Here is a 22,805-nt window from a genome sequence, read left to right on the forward strand (position 1 = left end):
GTACGGGCAGGCCGCGGGTCTCGCCGTGGGAGCGGGAGAAGGAGAAGCCGTTCATGAGTAAAGCATTCAAGGGCGTTATCAACCTGGGCGCCAAGGACTCGACGCCGGATTGGGACCCCTACGCCCAACCCCAGGCGCCGAAAGGCGCGCCGAACGTGTTGTTCCTGGTCTGGGACGACACGGGCTTCGGCTCCTGGGACTTCTTCGGTGGGCCCATCGAGATGCCGAACATGAGCAAGCTCGCCAACAACGGACTGAAGTACACCCAGTTTCACACCACCGCGCTCTGCTCGCCCACCCGGGCCGCGCTGCTGAGCGGGCGCAACCACACCACCGTCGGCATGTCCTGCGTCGCCGAGGCGACCCAGGGATTCCCGGGGATGAATGGGCACATTCCCGGGGAGGCGGCTCTTATCGGGGAGATCCTCGGCGACCGGGGCTACAACACCTACGCGCTGGGCAAGTGGCACTGTGTCGCCGAAGACGAGACCAACATGGCCTCCTCCAGGCGGAACTGGCCCACCCACCGTGGCTTCGAACGCTTCTACGGCTTCCTTGGTGGAGAGGCCAACCAGTACTACCCGAACCTCGTCCAGGACCAGCAGTTCGTCGACCAGCCCACCGACCCGGTAAGTATTGACGAGTGGAAGGAGGGCAAGGACGGGTATCTGCTCACCGCCGACCTTGTCGACCGGGCGATCGGCATGATCGGCGACGCCAAGCAGGTCGCACCGGACCGCCCCTTCTTCATGTACTTCTGCCCCGGGGCGAACCACGCCCCGCACCACGTACCGAAGGCCTGGGCGGACAAGTACAAGGGCAAGTTCGACATGGGGTACGAGGCGATCCGCGAGAAGATCCTGGCAAAGCAGATCAAGATGGGGATCCTGCCGAAGGGGACCGAGCTCTCGCCGATCAACCCGCTCAGCGACGTGCGCAGCGCGGACGGCAAACCCTCGCCCGCCATGAGCGACGTACGGCCGTGGGACTCGCTCAGCGACGATGAGAAGAAGCTGCAGACGCGGATGGCGGAGGTCTTCGCCGGCTTCTCCAGCTATGCCGACCATGAGATCGGCCGGCTGATCGCCTACCTCGAGGACACCGGAGAGCTGGACAACACCCTCATCTTCGTGATCTCAGACAACGGAGCGTCAGGTGAGGGTGGGGCGGACGGCGCCGTTAATGAGAACACGTTCTTCAACGGTGTCCCGAGTAATATCGACGAGAATATCAAGATGCTCGATATTCTCGGTTCGCCCGGCACGTACAACCACTATTCGACCGGTTGGGCCTTTGCCTTCAACACCCCGTTCAAGCTGTTCAAGCAGGACGCGTGGGAGGGTGGAATCTGTGACCCGATGATCGTGCACTGGCCGGCCGGGATCAAGGCCAAAGGCGAGCTACGCGACCAGTACGCGCACGTGACCGACATCGTGCCCACGGTGTATGACTGCCTCGGCATCGAGTTGCCGGAGACGGTCAAGGGCTTCAAACAGTGGCCACTGGAGGGCTCCAGCTTCAAACACACCTTCGAGAAGCCGAAGGCCAAGACCGCGAAGCAAAGCCAGTTCTACCAGATGCTGGGTACCCGGGCGCTGTGGCGGGACGGCTGGAAGGTCGACGCTCTGCACCCGAGCTCACCGGCGGACTGGGGTCATTTCGGTCTGGATCAGTGGGCGCTCTACCACACCGATGTCGACCGTGCCGAGATCCATAACGTGGCCGACCAACACCCCGAGCTGGCCGCGGAGTTGGCGGCACTCTGGTATCACCAGGCCGGCATGTTCTTCGGTCTCCCGGTGGACGACCGGCCCATTGCCGAGTTGCTCAGCACGCCGCGACCGCAGGTGGCGCCACCGCGAGACCACTACGTCTACTATCCGAACACGCTGGAGGTCCCCGAGGCGGTCGCGGTCAACATCCGGGGGCGGTCCTACATCCTGGCAGCCGACGTTGTCATCGATGGTCCCGACGCGGAAGGCGTTCTCTTCGCACAGGGCTCCAACTTCGGCGGGCACGCCCTCTACCTCAAGGACGGCAAACTGAAGTACGTCTACAACTACCTGGGGGAGAAGGAGCAGGTTATCTCCTCGAACATCGATGTGCCGAAGGGGAAGGTGGTACTCGGCGTCGCGTTCGAGAAAGACAAGTTGATTTCTCCACCCGGCTCCGACCAGCCCAGTGCCTGCATCGGCAACGCCTCGCTGTTCATCGGCAAGAAGAAGGTGGGTGAGTGCAAGGGAATGCAGACCCAACTCGGCAAGTTCGCGCTCGCCGGGGAAGGCTTCAACGTCGGCCAGGACCGCGGCGCGCCCGTCACCTATGACTACTCCGGCGCCCGTCCCTGGAAGCTGACCGGTGCCACGATCAAGCAGGTCATCGCGGATGTCTCCGGTGAGGCCTACGTTGACGTCGAGCGGGAGGCGGCCGCCATGATGGCCCGGGACTGAGCGTTGCCGCCAGCTCCCACGGCCGGGTGGGCAGCTGCGGCTCGGGCGTGGCGTCGGTGCTGACCAGCGCGGCCTTGGGGGTATCCGCCGGACGGCGGATACCCCCACGCGTTATCCGAGGAGGTGCGCGAGGTCCGGCAACACGCTGACCGCGGCGAATCGAGTCGTGCGGCCGACGAAACACGTGACCGCGAACATGGCCACCGACATCCGGGTCGAGCTGATGCAGAAGACGACCAGCAGGAGCGGGGGCAGGCCGACCGCCGCGCTCAGCAACACCACCGGTACCGCCACGAAAGGCCGGTCGAGCAGGGTGATGAGTCGGTTGTTCCAGCGGCGGGTCACCGCGACGACGGCGGTGATCGACCGGCGGAGGATCGTCCGGACGGTCACTCGGGGCGGCACGGCCGCCGGCTCCGCAGCGCCGAGACCCGGACCGCTCGGCGCCGTCGCGCTCGGTGCCGGACCGCTCGGCGCCACCGCCACGGTTGCCGCCGCCGCCGGCTCCGGCTCCGGCGCGAAGCGGGCGGTGTGCCGCTCCAACCAGCGGCGCAGCCTCGTGGAGCGGAGGGTGCCGCGTAGGCCCAGGAGCATCAGCGCCTTGCCGGTGGTCTGCCCGGCGCCGGCGGTGACACCCAGCAGGAGGGCGCCCTGCCCGGTCACGGTGGCCGCGCCGATGAGGTACGGCTCCACCGGCACCGCCGGGATGAAGGCCGAGGCGAACGCCATCAGGAAGGTCGCGATCCCGGCCTCGATCATGACGCGGCCCCGCTCATGCGGACGGGGGCCAGCCGGGGTCGGGGGCTTGGCCGCGCTGCGGTGGACGGCTGCTGGGTAGTCGCCGTACCACCACCAGGGAGACGACCTTGATCACGGTCACCGCCAGGGCCAGCGCGAGCGCTGGCCAGGGGCTCGGCACGAAGAGCGCGAGCAGCACCAGCGCGCTGGTGTTGGCAGCCTTCGCCGGCGGGGACCAGTTCCACCGGAAGACACCACGGTGCACGTGGAAGAAATAGTTTGGGCTGAGTAGCCCGAAACGGAGAAACGACAGGCTGAGCACCAGATCGACGACGACGAACTGCAGCAGAAAGACCGCGATGGGAGCCACCATCTGTGGTCGTGCCTGAAGCAGCGGGATGATACAGAGGATGCAGCAGAGCCGGTCGGCCAGGATGTCGAAGACCGCACCGAAGCGGGTCTCCTGGTTCAGCCGGCGGGCTGTCCAGCCATCCAGAGTGTCGCCGACCCAGTAGATTAGATAGGCGGTTACCGCCAGGACCGGGTCCTGGGTGACGATCGCGCCGATCGCGACCGCGACCGCGCCGATCGTACGTACCGCTGTCACGGTATTGGCGGCCTGCACGATCCGCGGCGGCGCGGCGGTGGTCGGCGTCGTACGCTCCTGAAGGTTCGTTCCCGGCATACAGCTTCCTCCAGGAGGTGAAGGCTACCGCCGAATGTGGCAGGTGGCGGAACCACATTACAACCCGAGCAGCGAAGACGATCTCGCCGAGGGGCTTGACAACACCTGGAGGTGACCCGGGTGCACTGGCGGTAATGTCCCGCAGTCGTGCCCCGGGGCCGCCTGGATTGTCGGTAGCGAATCTCCGTCGTCGGGCGCCGGGGCTGACGTCGAGGTGGGTGGGGGCGAGGTGGCCGGTGGGGCACGTTGGTCGGCTTGGCGCTCTCGGTTCGTCGCCGCGGAGCCACCGGTCGGGCCGCTATGCTCAGGGGATCTTGATCTCGGCACGAGGCGAAAATGATCATTCTGATTCACACCTCCAAGGCGATGCGACCGGCGCCCCAGGGCGGCGCGACCCTCACCGTGCCTGCCCTACGGGACCGGGCCGAGGAGTTGGCGGCATACCTCCGGACGCTCTCGGTGGAGCAACTCGCCGCCGTCATGGAGCTCTCTCCGGAACTGGCCGCCCGAACACACGGGCTCTTCGCCGATTGGGGCACCGATCCGGGGCGGCAGTCACCGGCGATCGACAGCTTCGCCGGTGACATCTACAGCGGGCTCCGCGCCGCCGACCTCACCCCCGCCGACCGGGCGTACGCCGAAGGGCGGTTGCGGATCTTATCCGGGCTGTACGGCATTCTGCGCCCGGACGATGGCATCCAGCCGTACCGGCTGGAGATGGGGTACCGCCTGCCGGACCCGCCGTATGCCAACCTCTACCAGTTCTGGGGCGATGCCGTTGCCCGGTGCCTACCGCCGACCGGCGTCATCATTGATCTGGCCGCCATCGAGTACAACCGGATCGTCACCCGATTCCTGCCCCACGACCGGTTCGTCAGCCCCCGCTTTCTGACGATCAATCCGAAGACGGGTGAGCCGCGGTTCGTTGTCGTACACGCCAAGATCGCCCGGGGCGCCTTCGCCCGATGGCTACTGACCGCCCAGGTTGAGGACCCGGCGGATATCGTGGACTTCGCCGAGATCGGCTACCGCCACGAACCGGCTCTCAGTAAGCCCCGCCAGCCCGCTTTCGTCTGTACGGAGTTCGGGGGCAAGGGGCTTAGCGTCCGACGACAGGACCTGGGCTGACGTGCGACGACACGACCCCGGCTGAGCGGTCAGGTCTGCTGGGCTTGCCGCGGGCTACCGCTCTTTCGCTGGCGGGGCCAGATCCAGGCGGCCAGGATCGCGCCGATCACCGCGATCACCCCACCGAGCACGAGGGCTGTCGACACTCCGTCCGAGAATGCCTGGTGATAGACCGCGATCACGAGGCTCCGCTCGTTCGCTGGCAGCTTGTCGAGGATGGCGATCGCCGTCTGGGAGTTGGTCAGCGCATTGACGACCTGGCTCGACTCGGCTTCGGTGAGCCCGGCCGCGGTGCTAACCGGGGCGGCGTCGGCCCGACCGAAGCGGGTGGTCGCGGCGGTCAGCAGGACGACGCCGAGCGCGCCCCCCAGCATGCTGCTGGTCTTGTAGAGGCCGGACGCGGCGCCGGCGAGGGCGACCGGTGGGCCGCCGACGATGGTGTCGGCCACGGGCACGGAGAGTAGACCCAGCCCGACACCGATGATGAGCAGGCCCAGGATCACCGCGAGTACCGAGATGGAGGGCAGCAGGGCGCTGACGGCGAAGCTGCCGACGCCGACCAGGACGAGGCCCCAGATCGAGGGGGAGCGGGCGTCGTGTCGGCTGACGATCCGTGCGCCGACGGCGTTGAAGATCAGGATTGTTCCGGCGGCCGGAACCAGGAGTAGACCGGCCGCGATCGCGCTGTAGCCCCGGACGTCCTGCAGGTAGAGGGACAGCACGAAGAGGGCGCCGGCGAAGGACAGGTTCATCGTCAGGTTGACGAGAAGAGCGCCGTCAAAGCTGCGGGTGCGGAACAGCCGTAGATCCACCAGCGGGTCGGTGATCCTCAGCTCGACGAACACGAACGCCAGGGTGAGCGCCGCGGCGGCGCCGAAGAGCGCGATGATCAGCGGATCGTCGAAGCCGACCTGTTGCCCCTCGGTCAGCGCGAAGAGCAGGCACAGGGCGGCTCCGGCCCCGGTGGCCAGCCCGATCAGGTCGACCCTGCCCCGGCCCTTCTGCGCCTCGGGTGCGCTTCGTGTGGTCAGGACGTACAGGACGAGTACCACCGGCGCGGTCAACCAGAACAGTGACCGCCAGCCCAGCAGCGTGGTCAGGGCTCCGCCGACGGCGGGCCCGACGGCCTGCCCGGCCCAGGTCACCGCGGCCCACGCGGCGAAGGCCGGGGGCTGCTCGGTCCGCTTGAAGAGCGCCGGGATCATCGCCAGCGTGGCGGGCAGGATGAGTGCGCCACCGGCGCCCATCAACGCGCGGCCGGCGATGAGACCGGCGAGGTTGGGCGTGAAGGCGGTCCCCAGGGCGGCGACACCGAAGATCAGCAGGCCGAGTAGCAGCATCTTTCGATGACCGTGTAGGTCGGCGAGACGACCGCCGGCCAGCAGGAGGGTTCCGCAGGCGATGCTCAGGGCGTTGTTCGCCCACTGCATGTCGGTCAGGTTGACGCTCAGCTCGGTGGCGATGGTCGGTAACGCCACCCCGAGGTTGGAGAACGCGAGCCACACCAGCATGGCGGCGGTGCAGAGGCTGATCAGGGCGACCCGTCGGGACGGAGGCGACCCGCGGGACCGGGAGTGCATAACCGGACGATATAGGAAAATTTGCTGATATGTGGTCTGAAGCTACGGGTGGCTGGATCGGTCGGGACGGCGGGCTGCCTCGGTGGTCGGCGCGGGTGGCGCCGCTGGACGCCGAACCGCTGCGGTCGGGATCTGGCGGCGGCAGCGCGGTCGGCGGGAATGCGAGCTCAGCCGCCTCGATGACAAGCGGTCGTGGCTCGCAATTGGTGGCCGGAGGAACAGCCACGGCGGGTGTGGTAACCGCTACCCATGAGGGAGATTTGGTGGTGGAGCGAAACCCGACTGTGGGTCCTTTAGCAACCACCCTGTCTGGATGCTAATGTCCTCCTCTTCGCACTCGTGAAATGGAGTTAACCCGAGCATGGCGCGACAGGTAATCACCCAACTGATTGATGACCTAACCGGTGGTGAGGCCGACCAGACGATTGAGTTCGGTCTCGACGGCAGGGCCTACACCATCGAACTCTCGGACGAGAACGCATCCACGCTCCGGCAGGCGCTCGCCCCCTATATCGCCGTTGGTCAGCGCGTCGGTAGGGCCAGCGGCCACGGTGGGATCACGAGGGCGGTGCGGGGGGCAGCCGCGACCGCGCAGCGTTCCACCCGCGCCCGTAACGAGGAGATCCGGGAGTGGGCGCGGGCCAACGGATATCAGGTGTCGGACCGTGGACGCATCCCGGTCGGCGTGATGGAGGCATACGACAAGCAGTGAATGGCTGGCAGTCGGTCCGCCAGCAATGGCCACGGTCGAGCTAGCCCGACGCAGCACGAAGGGCCCCGGGCCGGGGCCCTTCGCTGTGTCCCGCCCCGCGTTGGCCCGGAATGCGAAGCTGGTTCCCCGGAGGAGGCCTACCCTCGATTGGCAGCTCCGGCTGGAACATGCTGGCCGTCGGCGCGGGGGAGGCGTGGTCCGCCACCGATCCAGCCCCGGGCTCCGTAGCGCCGAGAGGAAATGACCATGGGAAGCGAACTGGCCGAGCTCCTGGAAGCGGCGGCCGTCGGGCGCTTCCCATCGCCGGATGGTGGGACGACCGTGCTGCCGCAGCCCGGCGACCGCGACGCCGGCGTGATCGCGTTCACCGCTCACTCCGTGGTCTTCACCGACGAGGATCCGCGTTGGGTCCGGGGAATTCTGGCCGCTCTCGACTGTGACCGCCTGGCAGCCACAATGCACCCACGCTTCCTGGGCGCGCTGCTCGAGCGCACCGGACGTTCCATGGACACGATCGACCTACTGACGGTCGCGAGCCCGCTGGCTGGTGCACCCCCGCTGCGGCTCACCGAGCTCACCGACCTCGCCCATCCCCGGGAAGCCCGGGCGCGCCAGCGACGGGACGACGTCCGGGTCTGGGCGGCTGATGGGGGAGTGGTCATCCTAGGCCGGGGTGTGGCCGGCCGGTGGGAAGCGGCGATCGAGGTTGACGAGGGGCGGCGCGAGGCGGGCCTCGGGCGGGCGTTGGCGAGGGCCGCTCGGCACCTGGCGCCGACCGGGCAGCCGGTCTGGGCACAGCAGGCCGCGGGCAACGCCCGCAGTGTGCGTGCGTTCCAGGCGGCGGGGTTCCGACCGGTGGGCGCCGAAGCGCTGCTCCTGGCTCCGTAGCGGCTTTCGGCAACAGGTCGGTAGCGCGGCCGGAGGTTGTCGTCCCTGGCCGGAGGGTGACATAGATGACAGCGTCGCGGCCACGGGCGCCGCGACATAGCTGTTGACAGGAGTACCGAACGTGAGCGTAAGATCGACTCTGCGCTGAGAAACGTGTGTTTAGCGGCAGCGCCGCACACGGAACGCATGTTTCAGAGGCGTCGGGCGACGGGTCGCTGACCCGGATGGGGATTGCCAGCGGGATGGATCAGCTCCATTTGGAGCGCAACGGGGGGATGTATCCCGCAGCACTCGCTGCCCGGCTCGGCCGGCACGCACCCGGTGTCAGGGCCAGTGGCCCGACACCGTCGGACCGGAGGTGCTGGGGCCAGCCAGGAGGCGGGACGCCAGCTGGCCGGCCCCAGCGGCTACCGTGTCGAGCCACCCGGCCGTCGAGGGCAACCGGACGTGCCACTTCCTTCGGTGGCTGCCGGTTGGCCTGGCCCTGCCCGTGCTGGCCCTGCTCCCCTTCGACCGCGGGCTCAGCCTCGGTCAGATCGGTGTGCTGTTCGGGGGCTCACATCGTGGCCGTCTGCGCGCCACGGTCCGGATCGCGGCGTGGGGCGAGGGCAACCGCGGCGCCACTCACCGCGATCCCGGTTCCGGACCGGGCCGGGATGTCGATGGTGAGTAGGCTCGGGCGGCCCATCTCCTGACCCTGGTGCACGGTGACCGTCGTGGGCGGCGCGACCAGGCCGAGCTCCCGCAGGTAGCCACCGAGCGCCGCGGCGGCCGCACCAGTGGCGGGGTCCTCCACGACGCCGCCGGGGGGAAACGGGTTTCGTGCATGAATGACCTGTGCGGACTCTCGGTACACCAGGTTGATGGTGGTCCAGTCACGCTCGGCCATCAGGCTGGACAGTGCGGCCATGTCGTAGTCCAGATCGGCCAGGCGGGCTCGGCTTCCAGCGGCGATGATCGGGTGCCATGCCCCGGCGAAGGCGACCCGTGGTGGCAGTGTCGGCGCCAGGTCCGCCGACTTCCAGCGCAACGCTTCGAGTAGGGCCGTGAAGTCGTCCGTGGCGATCGGCTGGGTGCGCGGCTCGACGCTGACCAGCGTCGCGGTGATGGTGCCGTCCGCCCGTACGGTGGTGGAGACCTCGACCGGGCCGGCGGGGGTGCTCAGATGCAACACCCCAGGGCCGTGCCGCTCGGCGTACGCCGCGGCCGACGCGATGGTCGCGTGGCCACAGAACGGGACCTCCGCTTTCGGACTGAAGTAGCGAACCGCGAAATGCCCCGCGTCGCCGGGCACGAGAAACGCCGTTTCGGAATACCCGACCTCGGCCGCGACCTGCTGCATCTCCGCGTCGTCCGCACCGGTGGCGTCCAACACCACCCCAGCCGGGTTGCCGCCGGCGGGGTCGGTGGTGAACGCGGCGAACCGTAGGATCTCCATGGTCGCGATCCTAGGGGCGGAGTCCATCCACAGCCGAGTGCCAATCGACCGGCCGTGGTCGCCGCCGGTCGGGTGCGTCGATGCCTGCTATCTGGGCGGTGAGAGATACAGCCCGGTGTTACACCCCAGTTCGCCGGGCTCCAACCAGATCTTGTTGAATCCGGGCGACTCGATGTCCCCGCTCGGAGTGCGGATCAGGAGGAGACAGTCCCGTTCGGCGGGTACGCCGACCGCGGCGACGAGGACACCCTCGTGGGTGACGGTATCGACCCGGATGTGTGGCTCGGGAAAAGCTGCTCGCACCGCCTTCGCCAAGGTGTCGGGCGTGGCCGTGCGTAGCGCCGCGGCCAGCCGCTGACGCCCGTCGTCCGGCAGCCTCGGGGCCGGCGAGGCGGAGGGCAGCGCTGGAGCGGGTCCGGAAGGACAGTCGATCTCGTGATACGTCGGGTGGCGATCTACCTTAAGCAGGTAGCGGTAGCATCGGGCCGCCGGGACCGTCTGATCGGCGCGGGGTTCGAAGGGGTTCTTCGACGGTGCGGCCGTCACAACGAACCGGACATCGATCGTGACCTGATCCGATCCGACGGTCCGATCGGACCAACCCACCGCTTCCCGCCGTACGGTGGACCCGGCGCCCACCCCCTCCCTGCGGACCCAGGTCGCGGCGAGGTGCTCGGCGCCCCGTATGTGATCGTGGTAACCGAGGTCCTTGCTGAGGAGCGCGGCTTCGTCCTCGGCGATGGTCCGCGCCAGCGAATCGCCCTCCTGGTAGTCCGAGCATCCACTCAGTGCCAGCCAAACAGCCGCAGCGGTGCACGTCAGCGGCGAGGCCCTGCGGAGCGGGCGAGCGGATCGAGTAACTCCCGCCACCCGGGGCGCGAGCCGGCGGGCGCGATGTCGGCCCGCGAAGCTTCGCGCTGCCCGCGTTGATAACTCGACCATGGTGGGACCGTACCCGTGCATGTCCTTGTCGGGGCACCCGAACGTTGGCGTGGTGCACCCGTCGGCTGCCCGGAAGATAGCCGGCAACGGCGCCCGGAAGGTCGGCACGTTGGGGTGAGTCGGTTCCGATGATCGGTCCGCCTGGTGGCGTCGCCCATAGGGTGGGTTCGGGTTATGACTTCGAGTTGGAGCGCCGGTGCTGCGCCGCCGAGTCGATGTTGTTCGGTCGGAGGCTGACCTTCGGTACGGGTGAGTGGGGTCGGCGTGGGGATTGGAGTGACCGCACTCTCCGTCGCCCATCCGGAGAGTGCGGCCACGATGGTTCTTTCTGGTGCCGGACAGCCGGATGAACGAGGGTGAGCTGGGTGCGGGGGAGGCGCCCCGGACCGGGTCGGGGCGGCCGATCCGACCATGGCCGGTGACGACTGTCGGGCTGTTGACGGTGTTTCTGGTCGGGTTGAACATCTCCCTGGTCGTGATCGCCCTGCCGACGATCAGGAGTGTGTTCGACCTGAGCTCGAGTGGTCAGCAATGGCTGGTTTCCGGGTACTTTCTTACGCTCGGACTGGCACTGGTGCCGGCGGGCCGGTTCGGCGACCAGCGTGGCCGGCGCAACATATTCGTGGCCGGCATCATGTTGTTCGTCGTGGCGAGCATGGTTGCCGGGTTCGCCCCCTCCGGAAAATGGCTGATCATCGCTCGGTTGGTACAGGGAGTTGGCGTCGGCGTCGCGTTACCCCAGGTGTTCGGGGCGGTCCAGCGAATGTTTTCGCCCCGAGACCGCGGACGTCCGCTCGGGCTGCTGGCCGTCGGAGTCAGTAGCTCCCGACTGGCCGGTCCGATACTCGGCGGTGCCCTGGTCACCCTCGGTGGCGAGCAGGGCTGGCGGTGGATCTTTTTGATCAATGTTCCGCTGGGGATCGTCGTCGCCGGCTTCGGGTGGCGGCTGTTCCCCATCGCCGAGCGGGGACAGCGCCCCGACCTGGACCTGGTCGGGGCGCTCCTGCTGATATGCGGGTTGGGGCTGCTGTGGCTGATGCAGGGAGAGCAGTGGCCGGGGCTGCTCCGCTGGCTGCTCCTCCCGGCCGGCCTGGCGATGCTGGTCGCCTTCTTCTACTGGGAACGGTCCTATGCCCGCCACGGCGAGCCGATATTCAACCTGGGCCTGTTCCGGATCCGGTCATTCGCCCTGGGCGCATTCATCGCCACGTTCTACTTCGCCGGCTACGAGGCCATCTACTATCTGGTGTCGGAGTATCTGCAGCAAGGGCTCGGACACGACGAGTTGGTGGCGGGCATCGCCCTCATGCCGCTGGCTCTGGGCACGGCCCTTGGCTCGGTGGCCGCCGGCGCCAGGGCCGGCCGGATCGGGCGGCCATTGATCGCCGCGGGGCTGGCCTGTGGAGCAGTCGGGCTCGCCATGCTGTTGATCGCAGACCTGTTCCTACCGGATCCACGCTCCCCGCACGCAGCCACCCTGCCCCTGCTCTTGGCGGGCTTGGGCGGTGGACTCGTCACCGCGGGCGTCGGGGGCGGGCTGGTCATTGCTCCGAACCAGACCCTGGCCCTGGCACACGTGCCACCGGCCCAGGGCGGCAGTGCCGCGGGGATGCTGCAGACGGGGCAGCGCTTCGGGGGTGGGTTCGGGGTCGCCGTCGTCGGCACCGCCCTCTTCACCAGCCTGGACCGAACCGGTGACTGGCTCCTCGCCTTCCGAATACCGCTGGCGGTCATTATCTGCTTCTTCGTCATCGCGTTTGCCGCTGTTCTGATCGACTTGGTCACTCGTTCCCGATCACGGTGACGGCCCTTTCCCACGGATCAGTCCGTGGCCTCTGTCGTCCGGCTGCTCCGAAGGTCGGCGCCGCCCCTTCCCGTCCGCGACCCGGGCGACAGTTGGGTCGGCTGCCACTCCGGTCATCCGGTGCCCGGCGGACCGCCGTCGCTTCGCTCAAGGCGGCTCGGCCACCAGATTCGGCGACCAACGTCATGGGTGAGGGCCGGCACCAGCAGGGAACGGACGACGATGGTGTCGATGAGAAGCCCGACCGGAAGGGCGATGCCCAGCTCCACCAGGAGCCGAACCGGGAGCACGGTCAGTGCCGCGAAGGTCGCCGCGAGCACGACACCGGCTGAGGTGATCACCCCGCCGGTCACGGTGAGTGCGGATAACACTCCGCGTCGGGTGCCCAGCCGCTCTGACTCCTGCCGAACCCGGCTCATCAGAAAGACGTTGTAGTCCACCCCGAGGGCGACCAGAAAGACGAATGCGAACAGGAGGAACTCCGGGTCCACCTTGGGGACGTTGAGCAGATACCGGAAGATCAGCACGCAGATTCCCACGGTGGCGGTAAAGGAGAGCACCACGGTCAGGACCAGGAGTACCGGTGCGAGCAGGGCGCGCAACAACACCGCCAGGCAGAGCAGGATCACGGCCAGGACGACCGGAAAGATGACCTGCTGATCCCGGTCGGCGGCGTTGGCCGTGTCCACATTTGTTGCCGTGAAGCCACCGACCACCGCATCGGAGCCGGGCACCGCGTGAACGGCGGTGCGGAGCCGCCGCAGCGTCCGCTCGGCGCTGTCACCGTCCGGTGCGTCGCTCATGGTCGCGTTCAGCTGGGCCCGTCCGTTGACGACCTTCGGTGCGGCCCCTGGTTGCTCAGCCGTGGTCGAGGCCCCGCCCGCCGCGGTGACCGGTGCCACGGAGGCGATTCCCGACACCTGACGGGCCGCGGCGGTGACCTGGTCAACGGTCTCCGCGTTGGTCACGATGATGGCCGGGCTGCCGGTACCGCCGGGATAGTGCTGGTCAAGCAGACGCTGCCCGCTGACCGACGACCGGTTCCCGGAGAAGAGCAGGTCATCCTGGTTGATCGCCTGCTTTCCGAGCTGGGTGACCCCGATCGCGGCCACGCCGAGGCCGATGGCGGCGATCACCCACACGAGTCGGTCCCGCCGGCCGATGAGGCGGGCGACCGGGGTCCAGAAGCGGTGGGAGGTGGTTGCGGCCCGCTGCTCCGGGCGCGGAGTCCGCGGCCAGAACACCCGCCGCCCACCCAGGACGAGCAGGGCGGGAAGGAAGGTGAGCAGCACCAGCAGCGTGCAGGCGATGCCGATGGCGGAGACCGGTCCGAGGGAGCGGGTGGAACTGAGCACCGACAACAGCAGGGCGAGTAGGCCGAGGATGACCGTCGAGCCGGAGGCGATGATCGCCGGAGCGGCACCGCGCCACGCCACCCTCATCGCGTCAACAGGGCGTTCCCTCCGGGTCAACTCCTCCCGATAGCGCGCTATGAGCAGCAGCGCGTAGTCGGTGCCCGCACCGAAGACGAGCACGGTGAGAATTCCCCGCGACTCCCCACTCAGCTTGATCACATCCGCGTCGGCCAGCCAGTAGATGAAGACCGTGGCCAACACGTACGAGAGCCCGGCGGCGATCAGCGGAAGCGCCCACAGGATCGGACTACGGTAGATGATCAGCAGGACCACCAGCACCGCGCCCAGGGTGACGACCAGCAACTCGCCGCCCACCCCGGCCAACACCGTGATCAGGTCGCCCCGTAAGGCGGCCGGGCCGGTGACCTCGATGGTCAGTCCGCCCTGGTCGCCGCCGGTAATCGCACGCAGCTGATCGATGACGTCGTTCTCCGCCTGCCCCACGGCGTTGTCGATCGGCACGACCACCAGCAGGGCCTGCCCGTCCTGGCTCTGGACGGGGGGCGCGATGGGGCCGACAACCCAGCGCACCTGACCGAAGCGGGTCAGGTCGGATTCCGCCCGTTCCTGGTCGGCCGCGGTTATCCCGGTCGAACGCTCGTAGACCACCAGGGCGGGTGTGGAATCCGCACCGGTGATGTCACGGCTGTCCTGCTGCGCCTGCTGCGACTCCGCATCAGCGGGAAGAAACGTCTGGAAGTTATCGATCTCGACCTGGTCCAGGCGGCCGGGGAAGGAGTGGGCCACACCGCCGATCACGAGCCACCCGACGGTCACCACCACCGCGATCAGGGTGCCGACGTGGCGCGTGGGCATCGCGGCCCCCGTCAACGTTCGGCTTGCTGGTACCGGTGGCCCGGCCCGCCGTGCGGCCCCGCGACCAGCAGCGGGTCTGGCCCCGGCAGCAGTGCCCTCCGTTTACTCGGGCGCGAGCGCACGGCCGGATCTGACATGGGTCAACTATCTGGGGTGTCGGCTGCTGACACTCCGACTTCCCGCCGCTCTCCGCTGAACAGGTGAAATCGTAACGGTGTGGGTCACCCGGTCAGCCGATGTCACCTGCCGTTAGGTTGTGCGGGTGCATGACACGGCAAGGCGCGAGACGGCGGTCTGGTTGGCCGTGCTGGCGCTGGCACAGACCGTCGCCCTCATCGTGGTGTGGCGCACCGCCGTGCACACCGAGCTCGGCCAGTGGCTCGACACGGTCGCCCTCACCGGTAACCGGATCGGCCAGGACCGCATCGACGGACCGGTCAACCACATCCTCAACGCCATGTCGCTGGCGGCGCTGCTGGCCGCGACCGCCGTGATCGGGTTCATCGCGCTGATCCGTGGCCGGGTCGCGCTCGCGGTCACCGCAACCCTGCTCGTCGTCGGCGCCAACCTCACCACCCAGGCGCTCAAGTACGGCCTCGCCCGGCCTGACTTCGGCATCGACCCGCAACGGATCTTCGCCGGCAACAGCCTGCCGAGCGGTCACGCCACCGTCGCCGCCTCGTTCGCGGTGGCGCTGGTCCTCGTCCTGCCACCGACGGTCCGAGTCCTGGGCGCGTTGCTCGGCACCGGCTACGCCGCCGCCGTCGGAGTGGCCACCCTCTCCGCCGGATGGCACCGACCCAGCGACGCCATCGCCGCGTACCTGGTGGTCGGGGTCTGGGCGGCGCTCGGTGGGCTGGCGTTGTTAACCATGCAGCGCGAGCGGGCGAAGGTCGACCCCGGCGACGCGCACCGGCTCGCCGCCGTGCTACTCGGCACGGGCGGCCTGCTCGCGGTCGTCGCCGGCGGTCTCGCCCTGGCCTGGCTCGCCGACGGCCCCCGAATCGTCCCGAGCGCGTTGGCCCGCCGGCCCCTCCTCGCTGGCTACGCGGGCGGTGCCGCCGGGATCGCCGGTACGATGGCCATCGTGATGGCCCTGGTCCTGGTCAGTGCGCACCGCCTCATCCCCCGAAACGCGGGCTGAGCCATGACGGAACCGGCCATGAGGGAACCGGCCGTCGGAAGCCCGCCGGAGCTCACCCCGGTGCGAGCGGCGTTTCGGGACGAATGCGTCCGCCTCGCTGCCGAACTGCGGGACCTGACCGAGACCGACCTGGACCGGGCCACCAACTGCCCGCCGTGGACCGTCCGCGAGCTGCTCGCCCACGTGCACACCGGTGTCGGCCGGCTCGCCGGGATGCTCGCCGCCCCCGCCCCGCCCCGGGCGCAGGTCGACGCCGCCGGCTACTTCGGCGCGGCCAAGTTCACCCCGTCGGTAGACGCCGACCGCATCAACGGCGGCCACCGAGCGGGACGGTGCCTGGACGCCGCGACGCTCGCCGACGACCTGGACCGGGCCCGGCGGGCCACCCTCGACGCGATCGACGCGCAGCCCCCCGGCCGGCTGGTCCGCACCCGGCACGGCGATGCGATGACAATGCTGGAGTTTCTGCGCACCCGCGTGGTCGAGGTGGGGGTGCACGGCCTGGACGTGGCCGCGGCGCTCGAACGGCGACCCTGGCTGACGCCGGCCGCCGCCGCCGTGCTGGCCGACCTGTTCACCGGTGGACAGCCGGTGCCGGCCGCCCTGGGCTGGGACCGGCTGACCCTGATTCGCAAGACGACCGGCCGGTTGCCGTTGACCCCCGCCGAGCAGGCAACCGCTGCCGCCGTCGACTTCCGCTGGCTGAGCTTCGCGCCCTGAGCGCTGCGGGTGCGGCTCCGAGACCTCCCGCTGGTGGAGCTGCGCCCGGGCCCGCCCGAGACCGCCGTGCTGCTGGGACCGGCGCCAGCTCGCTCAGGACGCGGGCCGGGCGCGGGCAGCACGGGGCGCGGGAACCAGCGGGGCGGTCCGGCGTAGCTGCTCCAGCACGACCGGGTCGATCCGGCCCGGCACCAGCCGCCGCTCCAGGTTCTCCAGACCCGCCCAGGTGACCAGCGCCTCCTGCGGAGCCTCCGGATCGGCGGGGTGCCCGAGGGCGGTGAGCAGGCCGGCCACCTCGACCGCGAGCGGCCCGGTGAGATCCAGCAGGGTGCCCGGGTCCGGACGGCTGAACAGTCGAGTGTGTGCGGCGAGAAGCCGGGCCAGCTCGGTGACCGGATCCGGGTGGTCATCAACCCGCAGATCGATCAGGACGTCGCCGGTGCCGGCGTACCCGGCGCCGCGCTCGACGACCAGCAGCCCGGCGCTCTGCCGTCCGCGCCGGTCCCCGCCCGCCTCGTCCCCGGCGCGCAACGCGGCCAAAAGGCGCTGCGGAAACGGCAGCCCCTCGCCACCCAGCCAGCCGTCGCGGACCTCGTCGATCACCTGCGGACCGGCGAGGATATTGCCCTGCGCAGCCCAGCCATCTCCCGACTGCCCGCCCGCCCAGGGGCGGCAGGCCGGCCCGGTCCAACCGGCACCCGGGCCGGTCGCACCCACGACACCGAGCTGGCGGTGGTCGCGCTCGTCGTCGGCGGCTACCAGCCCGGCGACCACGCCCGCCGCGCCAACCCCGGTTCGCAGCAACGCCAGGCCCTGCGGCCGGTAGGCCAGGTTCACGTGCGCCTGGGTGGCGATCGCGCCCACCTCGGCCTCCGCGGCCGGCACCAGCGCCCCGGCGGCGAGGAATCTGCTGGCCACGACCACTCCGTGCAGCTTGCCGTCGGCGGAGCGGGCGACGAGGGAGAAAGTCACGAGCCGCAGCGTAGCGCGGTGACCGGGCTGGGAGGCCCGGCCAGATCTTGCCCACCGCCCGTCGGCCGGACATCATCGACCGATGACGACGCGATGGGGCATGACGGTACCGTTGAGCGGCATTCCGCTGGCCGACCACGCCACGGTCTACCGCGTACTCGACCAGGTCGGATTCACCGACGTCTGGTCGGCCGAGGTGACCGGGGCGGACGCCTTCACGCCGCTGGCGCTGGCCGCCGCCTGGGCGCCGCGGCTGCGGCTGGGCACCGCGGTGACACCGGTCTTCACCCGCGGACCGGGGCTGCTCGCGATGAGCGCCGCCGCTCTCGCTGAGACCGCCCCCGATCGGTTCGCCCTCGGCATCGGCGCCTCGTCGCCGGTGATCGTCCGGGACTGGAACGCCGGCGAGTTCAGCGAGCCGTACCGGCGCACCCGCGATGTGCTCCGCTTCCTGCGCGCCGCCCTGGCCGGAAAGACAGTCGACGGAGCGTACGACACCTTCGCCGTCCGGCGCTTCACCCTGGAACGCCCGCCGGCCGTACCACCGTCGCTGCTGCTCGCCGCGCTGCGCCCGGGCATGCTGCGGCTCGCCGCCGCCGAAGCCGACGGCGTGATCCTCAACTGGCTCGCCGCCACCGACCTGCCGCAGGTGCTGGGCGCGCTCGGCCGGGCTCGCCCCGGCTTCGAGGTCGTCGCGCGGATCTTCGTCTGCCCCACCACCGACGCCGGGTACGCCCGCGCACTGGGCCGCCGGCTCATCACCAGCTACCTGACCGTCCCGGCGTACGCGGAGTTCCACCGCTGGCTGGGGCGCGCCGAGGTCCTCGACCCGATGTGGACGGCCTGGGCCGCGGGAGACCGACGGGGCGCCGGGGCGGCGGTGCCGGACGAGGTGGTGGACGCGCTCGTCCTGCACGGCAGCCCGCAGGAGTGCCGGGCCCAGGTGCAGCGGTACGCCTCGGCCGGTGTGGACGTCCCCGTACTGGCGCTGCTGCCAACGCCCGAGCTGGCAACCGGCGACGTAGCGGTACTCCTCGACGTGCTCGCCAGACTGGGCGGGGGTGAGCCCCGATGAACCTCACCGACCGAGTGGCGGTGATCACCGGCGGGGCCGGGGGCATCGGGTCCGCACTGGCCCGGCGGTTCGCGGCGGAGGGAGCGGCGGCCGTGGTGGTAGCGGATCTGGACCCCACGGCCGCCCGCGCGGTCGCCGACACGGTCGGGCCCGTCGCCCGGCCCGTCGAGGTGGACGTCACCGACGAGGAGCAGGTCCACGCGCTGGTCACCGAGACCGAGCGACGCCACGGGCGGATCGACCTGTTCTGCGCCAACGCTGGCGTGGCTACCGGTGGGGGCGAGGCCGCCCCGGACGCCGACTGGGATCGGGCCTGGCGGGTCAACGTGCTCTCCCACGTCTACACCGCCCGGGCGGTGCTGCCGGCGATGCTCGCCCGCGGCGGTGGGCACCTGCTCATGACCTGTTCGGCCGCGGGTGTGCTGACCGCGGTGGGGGACGCTCCCTACGCGGCCACGAAGCATGCCGCGGTCGCCTTCGCCGAGTGGCTCGCCATCACCTACCGCGACCAGGGCATCCGGGTCAGCGCGTTGTGCCCGCAGGGCGTCGCCACCCCGATGCTCACCGGAGGACTGGCCGCGGGGCACCTGGCCGCGCGGGTCGTCGCCGCCTCCGGCACGGTACTCACTCCGGACCAGGTGGCCGACGCGGTGATCACCGGGCTCGCCGAGGAACGGTTCCTGATCTTGCCGCACCCGGAGGTCGCCGAATACGCCCGCCGCCGCGCGGAGGATCCCGACGGCTGGCAGGCCGGACTGCGTAAACTCATTCGTCGGCTGACCGGGTCGACAGTCAGGGCCGGGCGCTCCGCCGGCGCCGATCCGCGCGGTCCCGACGCAGCGGGCCAGGGTGGACCGGCCACAGCAGACGGCGCCACCAGGGACGGGCCACCCGCAGCGCCGTGACATACGCCCGGGCGATCGCCGCGGCCCGCTCGGCCTGCTGCTCGGTGAGCGTGCCCGGGGCGAAGGCGACCCGGTTGAGCAGGTCCGCCAACTCGGTGACCCCCACCGCCGCGGCCGGCGCCGGCTCCGCGTCGGCCCCGCGGGCCTGCGCCAACACCTCCCGCGCCACCACGGCGACCTCGGTGGCGGCCAGATCACCGGTGGCCGGCTGCCCGGCGAGCCGCAGCGCGTCGGTCACCTCCCGCCAGGCGCCGCCCACCCGCTCACCAGGGAAGCCGCGCTCCAGCCGGCCCCGACTCAGCGCCCGGCGTAGCCACAGCAGCGTCAGCAGCAGCAGTGCCGCCAGGGCCAGCCCACCCCCGACCGCAACACCGCCGACCAGCAACACCGACGGTGACCCGCGGACGGCGTCTGCCGGCCCCACCGGCGCGCCGGAGGCCTGCGGAGTGACCGGCGGCTCCGTGCTCGGCTCCGGCTCCGGCGTCGGCGGCTCCTCCGGCGGGGGACGCAACCCCTCCTCAACCGGCTGGGGCTCGGTGTCCGGCTGGGGTAGCGGATCGAACGGTACCCAGCCCAGCCCGTCGAACAACACCTCCGGCCAGGCGTACGCGTCCCCGGCCCGCACCGGCCCGTCGCCCGACGGCCGGAACCCGACCACCACCCGGGTCGGCAACCCCACCAGCCGACCCAGCACCGCGAACGCCGCCGCGAACTGCTCCGACGTTCCCCGCTGCCCGCCCGCGTTACGCGGGCCGAACAGGAAGAACTCCAGATTCGGGTACGCGTGCCCACTCGGGGCGTCCGGAACCAGCCGGTAGTGCTCGGCGAGGAACTGCTCCACCGCGGCCGCCCGTTGGTACGGGGCGCCGGTCGACTCGCTGAGCTGCTCCGCCAACCGGCGCAGCGACTCCGGCACCCCGTCGGCGACCCGCAGCACCCGCGCCACCTCCGCCCCGGCCGGCACCTCCGCCGTGGCCAGCAGGTTGACCTCCGGCCGCTCCTGGGCGGACGTCACCGTGTACCGCAGCCCGGGGGCCAGCCCTTCCGGGTGAATCAGGGTCCCGGTCGCCGGGTCGTACGCCACCCGCGCCCCGGTCACCTCCCGCGGGGTGGCGACCGCCGGCAACAACCGCCCGGTCAACTCGGCGACGGTGAACTCCTGACGGACCGTCTCGACGATGCTCCCCGGCGCGGTATCCGTCGCCGGGAGGATCCGGCCCGCGTTGCGGTACGTCGCGCCGACCTGCCAGGTAACCCCGTCGTAGTCACTGAGCACCGCCAGCCGGATCCGTGCCCCGGTACCGGCCGGGCCTACCCCAGCACCGGCCGGGTCTGCCCCGTCGGTGGCGAGGGTCGTCACGTCCAGCAGCTTCTGCTCCGGTTGCAGTGCCCAACCCGAGATACGGATCAACGGATTCTCGTCCAGCGAGTCCACGCGGGGCGGCTCCACGTACCGGCGCGGGTCAACCGGCCGGCCGCCGACCATGCCGACGAGCGCGGGACCGAGCAGGACCGCCAGTGCCACCACGACCGCCGTACCGGCCGTGGACGCCCCGACGAGCCGGATCCGCGCTGCCGCGCCGGCCCTCGGCGGCAGCCCCGCCAGCCGGTCCGCAGCGGCCGGCCGGTCCCGTCCCGGCAACGCGAGCCCGAGCACCGCCACCGCCACGAAGACCAGCGTCGGCCCGACCGCCGGTTCGGCGTTCGGCCCGACCAGGTAGACGGCGCCGGCGAAGAGCAGCACCGGCGGCAGGTACCCGAGCAACACCCGACCCGCCCGCAACGTCACCTCACTGGCGGCCAGCCCGGCCAACCAGGCGGCGACCACCGGAACGAGGACCGTGTCCGGCGTCGGCTCCACCGGGATCATGGCGGTCAACAGCCGGGGAATGCCGTTGCGGGCGGCCTCGCCAGCGACCTCCACCAGCGGGCCGGGCAGGTCGGCACGATCGGCGGTGAGCCGCAACGACCACAGTGTCCACGCCGCCAGCCCGAGAACCGACAGCGGCGCCACCAGCCACGAGGGCAGCCGTCGACAGAGCACCCCCACCAGCACCGAGCCGGCCGCGGCACCAGCAACCAGCAGCGGGAGCAGATCCCCGGCGTACATCCGCCCGAGGACAACCCCGGCCAGCGTCACCAGCACGACCAACACCACCGCCAACGGCAACTCCGAGGTCAGGAGCGACCTCCTCCCCGCGGGGAGACCGGCACCGCGTTCGGCCATCCTCACCACCGTCGCACCCGATCCCACTCGGCGGCGAAGGCCGCCCCGTCCACCGCGTCGATCACCACCAGGCCGGCCGTCGGCGGCTGCGCCTGCTCCGCCGCCCCGAAAACCCCGACGACCACCGACGGGTACGCGCCGCGGAGCGCACCGAACCGGCCGAGCGTCGCCCGCCCGCCCGGGCCGGTGAGCGCGATCAGCGTGTCGCCGAGGCGATCCCCCCGCAGCCGGGTCAGGGTGGCGTCCAGGGTGTCGGCACCGAGTCCCGCCGCCGCCAGCCGATCCAGCGGGCCCACCACCCCGGCATCCGGCACACCCGCCGCGTTGACCTCCTCCGCCGGGGCCACCAGCACCAGCACCACCGGCAGATCGGCCCGGTACGCGGCGGTCAGCACCGACGCCGCCGCCTCACACGCCGCCTCGAACGACTCCGCCAGACCGGCCGACCGCTGCGGATGAGCCACCGCCCGGTTGTCCAGCAACACCACCAGGCGAGGCAGGCTGGTGTCCACGTTCTCCCGAACCATCAGCTCACCCACCCGCGCACTGGTCCGCCAGTGCACCCGACGCAGTTCGTCCCCGACCACGTACTCCCGCAGCGAGTCGAAGGTGATCGAACCGTGCGGGACGGAATCCACCTGGCCGTCCAGGCTGCGCCCCGCGCCGGTGGGCATCACGTTCAGTGGATGGACCCGCGGGTGCACCCACACCGGCACCGTCTCGCCGTACGGGCGCGACAACGACACCAGACCCAGCGGGTCCCGCCGGGTCACCCGCAGCGGCCCCACCGGCACCACGCCCCGGCGGGTCGTCGGCACGTCGTACCGGGCCGTGGTGTCCTTTCCCGGCCGCAGCCGCAACACCGGCACCGGCACCGAGACCCCACCACAGCGGTCCTCGGCGACCAGGTTCGCCGACCGGAGCCGGCCACTGTTCTGGACGGTCACCGTCATCGTCGCCGGCTCACCGCGCCCCACCCGGTCCGGCTCGGCCCGGCGGACCACCGCCAACCGGGGCCGCCACACGGCCACGGCCAACGCGTAGCCGCCCGCGGTCGCCCCCGCCGCGCCCAGCAACGCCAACTCCGGGTACGCGAAGCGGAAGCCCGCCACCAGCAGGGCAGCGGCAGCGACAAACAACCCGACCCCCCGGGCAGTAACCCCCAC

The 22,805-nt window shown here is 70.5% G+C and carries 18 protein-coding genes; 9 read left to right on the forward strand and 9 right to left on the reverse strand.

Features of this window, described 5'->3' with window-relative positions; all coding sequences use genetic code 11:
- Nucleotides 1-53: 53 nt before the first annotated feature.
- On the forward strand, nucleotides 54-2,450 hold the full coding sequence (locus tag SALPAC3_RS0123165; protein WP_018223558.1) for an arylsulfatase: 2,397 nt from the start codon (nucleotides 54-56) through the stop codon (nucleotides 2,448-2,450).
- A 111-nt stretch (nucleotides 2,451-2,561) separates the two neighbouring features.
- On the opposite strand, the gene SALPAC3_RS0123170 is transcribed toward SALPAC3_RS0123165, so the two are convergent.
- Both SALPAC3_RS0123170 and SALPAC3_RS0123175 read right to left on the reverse strand, forming a co-directional pair.
- Nucleotides 2,562-3,209 carry a hypothetical protein gene (locus SALPAC3_RS0123170; RefSeq protein WP_018223559.1) on the reverse strand — a complete coding sequence of 216 codons (648 nt, stop codon included), beginning with the start codon at nucleotides 3,207-3,209 and terminating at the stop codon, nucleotides 2,562-2,564.
- A gap of 13 nt (nucleotides 3,210-3,222) precedes the next feature.
- Nucleotides 3,223-3,873 carry a CDP-alcohol phosphatidyltransferase family protein gene (locus SALPAC3_RS0123175; protein ID WP_018223560.1) on the reverse strand — a complete coding sequence of 217 codons (651 nt, stop codon included), beginning with the start codon at nucleotides 3,871-3,873 and terminating at the stop codon, nucleotides 3,223-3,225.
- A gap of 336 nt (nucleotides 3,874-4,209) precedes the next feature.
- On the opposite strand from SALPAC3_RS0123175, the gene SALPAC3_RS0123180 reads away from it, so the two are divergent.
- Nucleotides 4,210-5,001, forward strand: coding sequence for a YaaA family protein (locus SALPAC3_RS0123180; protein WP_018223561.1), 792 nt, complete (start codon nucleotides 4,210-4,212; stop codon nucleotides 4,999-5,001).
- Nucleotides 5,002-5,030: 29 nt separating this feature from the next.
- Here SALPAC3_RS0123180 and SALPAC3_RS0123185 read toward each other — a convergent pair whose 3' ends face one another.
- The gene (locus SALPAC3_RS0123185) at nucleotides 5,031-6,581 is read right to left on the reverse strand and encodes an MFS transporter (RefSeq protein ID WP_018223562.1); all 1,551 of its coding nucleotides are present in this window, start codon (nucleotides 6,579-6,581) and stop codon (nucleotides 5,031-5,033) included.
- A 361-nt stretch (nucleotides 6,582-6,942) separates the two neighbouring features.
- On the opposite strand from SALPAC3_RS0123185, the gene SALPAC3_RS0123190 reads away from it, so the two are divergent.
- Together SALPAC3_RS0123190 and SALPAC3_RS0123195 are read left to right on the forward strand one after the other, a co-directional pair.
- A complete protein-coding gene (locus SALPAC3_RS0123190; RefSeq protein ID WP_018223563.1) occupies nucleotides 6,943-7,293 on the forward strand; it encodes a histone-like nucleoid-structuring protein Lsr2 in 351 nt (116 codons plus the stop codon).
- A 246-nt stretch (nucleotides 7,294-7,539) separates the two neighbouring features.
- Nucleotides 7,540-8,181, forward strand: a complete 642-nt coding sequence (locus tag SALPAC3_RS0123195) for a hypothetical protein (RefSeq protein ID WP_026185841.1) — start codon at nucleotides 7,540-7,542, stop codon at nucleotides 8,179-8,181.
- Nucleotides 8,182-8,737: 556 nt separating this feature from the next.
- Here the strand turns inward: SALPAC3_RS0123195 and SALPAC3_RS0123200 are convergent.
- Both SALPAC3_RS0123200 and SALPAC3_RS0123205 read right to left on the reverse strand, forming a co-directional pair.
- Complete coding sequence (locus SALPAC3_RS0123200) at nucleotides 8,738-9,619, reverse strand: PhzF family phenazine biosynthesis protein (RefSeq protein ID WP_018223565.1); 882 nt, start codon at nucleotides 9,617-9,619, stop codon at nucleotides 8,738-8,740.
- A gap of 87 nt (nucleotides 9,620-9,706) precedes the next feature.
- Nucleotides 9,707-10,561 (reverse strand): hypothetical protein, encoded by an 855-nt coding sequence (locus SALPAC3_RS0123205; RefSeq protein WP_232430532.1) that lies wholly within the window; start codon nucleotides 10,559-10,561, stop codon nucleotides 9,707-9,709.
- A 346-nt stretch (nucleotides 10,562-10,907) separates the two neighbouring features.
- On the opposite strand from SALPAC3_RS0123205, the gene SALPAC3_RS0123210 reads away from it, so the two are divergent.
- Complete coding sequence (locus SALPAC3_RS0123210; protein WP_026185842.1) at nucleotides 10,908-12,365, forward strand: MFS transporter; 1,458 nt, start codon at nucleotides 10,908-10,910, stop codon at nucleotides 12,363-12,365.
- A gap of 113 nt (nucleotides 12,366-12,478) precedes the next feature.
- Here SALPAC3_RS0123210 and SALPAC3_RS0123215 read toward each other — a convergent pair whose 3' ends face one another.
- On the reverse strand, nucleotides 12,479-14,596 hold the full coding sequence (locus tag SALPAC3_RS0123215) for an MMPL family transporter (RefSeq protein WP_018223568.1): 2,118 nt from the start codon (nucleotides 14,594-14,596) through the stop codon (nucleotides 12,479-12,481).
- A 256-nt stretch (nucleotides 14,597-14,852) separates the two neighbouring features.
- Here SALPAC3_RS0123215 and SALPAC3_RS0123220 point away from each other — a divergent pair, with 256 nt between their 5' ends.
- Together SALPAC3_RS0123220 and SALPAC3_RS0123225 are read left to right on the forward strand one after the other, a co-directional pair.
- Nucleotides 14,853-15,740: a phosphatase PAP2 family protein gene (locus SALPAC3_RS0123220; protein WP_018223569.1), complete on the forward strand. Its 888-nt coding sequence runs from the start codon at nucleotides 14,853-14,855 to the stop codon at nucleotides 15,738-15,740.
- A gap of 3 nt (nucleotides 15,741-15,743) precedes the next feature.
- Complete coding sequence (locus SALPAC3_RS0123225; RefSeq protein ID WP_196231364.1) at nucleotides 15,744-16,460, forward strand: maleylpyruvate isomerase N-terminal domain-containing protein; 717 nt, start codon at nucleotides 15,744-15,746, stop codon at nucleotides 16,458-16,460.
- 93 nt (nucleotides 16,461-16,553) lie between these two features.
- Here the strand turns inward: SALPAC3_RS0123225 and SALPAC3_RS0123230 are convergent, their stop codons facing one another.
- Entirely contained in the window at nucleotides 16,554-17,432 is an 879-nt protein-coding gene (locus SALPAC3_RS0123230) for a DUF1028 domain-containing protein (RefSeq protein ID WP_018223571.1), read from the reverse strand.
- A 100-nt stretch (nucleotides 17,433-17,532) separates the two neighbouring features.
- Here SALPAC3_RS0123230 and SALPAC3_RS0123235 point away from each other — a divergent pair, with 100 nt between their 5' ends.
- Entirely contained in the window at nucleotides 17,533-18,507 is a 975-nt protein-coding gene (locus SALPAC3_RS0123235; protein ID WP_018223572.1) for an LLM class F420-dependent oxidoreductase, read from the forward strand.
- On the forward strand, nucleotides 18,504-19,412 hold the full coding sequence (locus tag SALPAC3_RS0123240) for an SDR family oxidoreductase (RefSeq protein ID WP_018811254.1): 909 nt from the start codon (nucleotides 18,504-18,506) through the stop codon (nucleotides 19,410-19,412). Before SALPAC3_RS0123235 ends, SALPAC3_RS0123240 begins: the two co-directional genes overlap by 4 nt.
- Here SALPAC3_RS0123240 and SALPAC3_RS26120 read toward each other — a convergent pair.
- Together SALPAC3_RS26120 and SALPAC3_RS0123245 are read right to left on the reverse strand one after the other, a co-directional pair.
- A complete protein-coding gene (locus SALPAC3_RS26120) occupies nucleotides 19,300-21,666 on the reverse strand; it encodes a transglutaminase TgpA family protein (protein ID WP_198290354.1) in 2,367 nt (788 codons plus the stop codon). The two genes, SALPAC3_RS0123240 and SALPAC3_RS26120, sit on opposite strands and share 113 nt — an antisense overlap.
- The gene (locus SALPAC3_RS0123245; RefSeq protein ID WP_018223574.1) at nucleotides 21,642-22,805 is read right to left on the reverse strand and encodes a DUF58 domain-containing protein; all 1,164 of its coding nucleotides are present in this window, start codon (nucleotides 22,803-22,805) and stop codon (nucleotides 21,642-21,644) included. Before SALPAC3_RS0123245 ends, SALPAC3_RS26120 begins: the two co-directional genes overlap by 25 nt.

It is taken from the genome of Salinispora pacifica DSM 45544 (genome assembly GCF_000378845.1).
In the GTDB taxonomy this organism is placed as follows: domain Bacteria; phylum Actinomycetota; class Actinomycetes; order Mycobacteriales; family Micromonosporaceae; genus Micromonospora; species Micromonospora pacifica.